This is a genomic window from Aerococcus sp. L_32, from assembly GCF_050689315.1.
Genome location: NZ_JBOEQF010000218.1, coordinates 1 through 3608, shown reverse-complemented (window position 1 = coordinate 3608; position 3608 = coordinate 1). Strand labels below are relative to the sequence as shown.

The 3608-nt window shown below is 40.1% G+C and carries 4 protein-coding genes; all 4 read right to left on the bottom strand.

Annotation, left to right across the window (positions count from 1 at the left end; all coding sequences use genetic code 11):
* Nucleotides 1–714: ABC transporter ATP-binding protein (locus ACRCJ0_RS10720; RefSeq protein ID WP_431390429.1), on the bottom strand; the 714-nt coding region annotated here is incomplete at its 3' end.
* Complete coding sequence (locus tag ACRCJ0_RS10715) at nt 698–1879, bottom strand: ABC transporter ATP-binding protein (RefSeq protein ID WP_417893193.1); 1182 nt, start codon at nt 1877–1879, stop codon at nt 698–700. The genes ACRCJ0_RS10715 and ACRCJ0_RS10720, both read right to left, overlap by 17 nt.
* Before the next feature lie 14 nt (nt 1880–1893).
* Complete coding sequence (gene opp3C, locus ACRCJ0_RS10710; protein WP_417893194.1) at nt 1894–2934, bottom strand: oligopeptide ABC transporter permease; 1041 nt, start codon at nt 2932–2934, stop codon at nt 1894–1896.
* A gap of 1 nt (nt 2935) precedes the next feature.
* Nucleotides 2936–3608: ABC transporter permease (locus tag ACRCJ0_RS10705; RefSeq protein ID WP_431390425.1), on the bottom strand; the 673-nt coding region annotated here is incomplete at its 5' end.

Sequence of the window (3608 nt, the reverse complement as noted above, 5' to 3'; positions counted from 1 at the left end):
CTCTACTATTTTACCCATATACATTACGGCAATACGATCAGAAATGTATTTCACCATTGAAAGGTCATGGGCAATGAATAGGAATGTTAGACCAAAGTCTTCTTGTAATTCTTCAAGCAAGTTGACTACTTGGGCTTGAATCGATACGTCAAGGGCTGAAATTGGCTCATCCGCTACGATCATTTTTGGTGCCACTGCAAGTGCACGTGCAATCCCGATACGTTGACGTTGTCCACCTGAGAACTCATGTGGGTAACGGGTAGCGTGTTGTGGGTTTAACCCAACTTGCTCTAATAAATCAGCGACTTTCGCTTTACGTTCAGCTTTCGTTTTCACCAAACCGTGAATTTCTAGACCTTCTGCAATAATGTCTTCAACCTTCATACGAGGGTTTAAAGATGCGTACGGATCTTGGAAAATCATTTGGATGTCTTTACGGAAGTCTAACATGTCACGACGGTTTTTTAATGAAGCAATATCTTTATCTTCAAAAATGATTTCACCTGAAGTTGGTTGGTATAAACGCATTACAGCACGTCCGGTAGTTGTTTTACCAGAACCAGACTCACCAACTAAACCAAATGTTTCACCTTTGAAAATGTCAAAAGAGATATCGTCAATGGCGCGTACTTCACCTTTTGAGCCTTCATTAAAGTATTGTTTTAAATTTCTAACTTTTAAAATTGGATCTTGCTCATTAGTCAATTGCGTCATCTCCTTCCATATCTACTTCCCCTGTAGCGATCACACCTTCAGTATCAGCTGATGTAACCACTTCAGTATGCTCATCTAACTCAGCGCGAGGGACACCTTCGTTGTAACCTTCTGGCACGATACCTTTTGATAGGCTTTCGTAGATTTTGTAACGACGTTGAATTTCAGCTGGTGCTTCTACTGCTGGTGCGTCTGGATGTAATAACCAAGTTGCAGCCGCGTGTGTTGGCGATACTTGGAACAATGTTGGTTCTTCCTCGTAATCAATTTCCATTGCGTATTCAGAACGTAAGGCAAAGGCGTCACCTTTTGGCGGGTCCAATAAGTCTGGTGGTGTACCTGGGATTGAAACCAATTTACCTGCAGTATCTAATGTTGGCATTGAACCGATTAGTCCCCATGTATAAGGATGTTGTGGGTTGAAAAAGATTTCGTCAACATCACCGTATTCAACGATTTTACCAGCGTACATAACGGCCACACGGTCAGCAACATTTGCAACAACACCCAAGTCATGTGTAATGAAAATGATTGATGTATCAATTTTATCTTGTAATTCTTTCATTAATTCAAGAATCTGTGCTTGGATGGTTACGTCTAAGGCTGTTGTCGGCTCATCCGCAATTAAGACACGCGGGTTACATGCCAAGGCAATCGCAATAACGATACGTTGACGTTGTCCACCTGAGAACTGGTGTGGATAGTGGCCCATACGTTCGTGTGCTTTTGGAATACCTACCAATTCAAGTAGTTCTTCCGCTCTTGCGTAGGCTTCTTTTTTAGATTTATTTTGGTGTAAGATAATTGGTTCAGCAATTTGCTTACCAATTTTCATTGTAGGATTTAATGAAGTCATCGGATCTTGGAAGATCATAGCGATATCTTTACCACGAATATCTTGCATCTCTTTTTCAGATTTCTTCAATAAGTCTTCGCCGTTAAAAAGGATTTGGCCACCTTTAACATCTGCGTTATTGGCTAATAAACGCATTATGGTACGAACAGTTACAGATTTACCTGAACCAGACTCACCTACGATTGCTAACGTTTCCCCATGTTTCAAGTCAAAGTTCACTTTACGAATGGCTTGAACATCCCCAGAATACGTTTTGAAATTAATTTCTAAGTCTTTTACTTCTAAAATGTTTCCTGTTTTATTACTCAACTCTGCTCAACTCCTTAATCATTCGTTTTTGGATCTAGAGCATCACGCAAGCCATTTGCTAACATGTTGAATGCAATCATGACGATACAGATTACACCCGCTGGGTACCACATTAAATGAGGCAAGAATCTAAATGTCTTGTAACCATCATTGATTAATGTACCTAGAGAAGCATTTGGTGCTGGAATACCTAAACCGATGAAACTCAAGAACGCTTCGAAGAAAATCGCAGACGGAATTGAGAATACTGTTTGGATAATAATGATACCTGACAAGTTAGGTAAGATGTGACGGAAAGAAATTTTCCATGCTGATTCACCTAAAGAGCGGGCAGCTAAGATGTATTCTTGGTTTTTAATTTTCATTGTTTGTGCACGGATTACACGAGCCATTGAAATCCACTCTGTAATCGCTAATGCGATGATGATAGACATAATACCTGGTTGTAATACTAATAACATTAGGATTACGATAACCAAGTTCGGCACACCTGATAGGATTTCTAAGAAACGCATCATGATGTTGTCAATACGACCACCATTCCAACCTGAGATAATACCGTAAGGTACACCGATTACTAAGTTGAATAAGGCAGCCATCATACCGATAAATAGCGATACACGTGTACCGTATAAGATACGTGATAATAAGTCACGCCCTAAAGCGTCAGTACCTAAGTAGTAATATACGCCCTCTGGTACATTATTGGCAGCGTATTTGTCAACAGCTGCTCCGGCTACTTCTGATTTACCATCGAACCAAGCAAAGTTTTCCAATCCAGGAATCTTTGGTGGCAGGTTGGCAAAGGCTACGTTTTGTGCATTTGGATCTGCAGGTGCAATCACTGGAGCCAAGATAGCAAGAATGACAATAATGATCAATACCACTAAGGATACAATCGCTACTTTATTTTTCTTTAAACGACGCCAAGAATCTTGAAGGAAGTTCAATGATTCTCCAGCAATTTGCTCACGTTCAGCGACGTTGTCATGTTGCGTAGCTGGGCGGAATTTGTCAGCTGCAATTGATTTATATGATTGGTTGTTTTCAGCCATCTTATTCCCCTCCTTCATTACTTACACGAATACGTGGGTCTACGATACCGTATAACACATCCACAATTAATAACATTGATACTAACATGAATGAGTAAAGAATTGTGATACCCATGATTGTTGGATAATCATTTGTTTGGATTGATTTAACAAATTGCTCCCCTATACCAGGAATTGCGTAAATGTTTTCTACTACCATTGAACCTGTCATCAAGGCAACTGTTAATGGCCCTAACAATGTTAATAATGGAATTAAAGCATTACGTACACCATGTTTGAAAGCTACGGCTGTTTTACTTAAACCTTTCGCACGAGCTAATTCAATATAGTCTGAATTCAAAACGTCGACCATTTCGGTACGGATGAAACGACTTGAATCGGCTAATGGCGAAATGGCCAAGGCTAATGTCGGTAATACTGTTGCTGCAAATGAACCATTCCACAAAGCGATTGGGAACCAACCTAGTTGCACAGCAAATACTAGTTGTAGTAATACCGCGAAAACGAAGTTAGGAATTGAACGACCCAAGATAGCCACGAATGTAGCAGTTGAGTCAATCCAAGTATTCTTGTACATAGCTGAGATAACACCTAGTACGATACCAAATGATGTACCGAACAAGATTGCTTGACCACCCAATTGTAATGACGGTCCAATACGGCTACTTAATAAA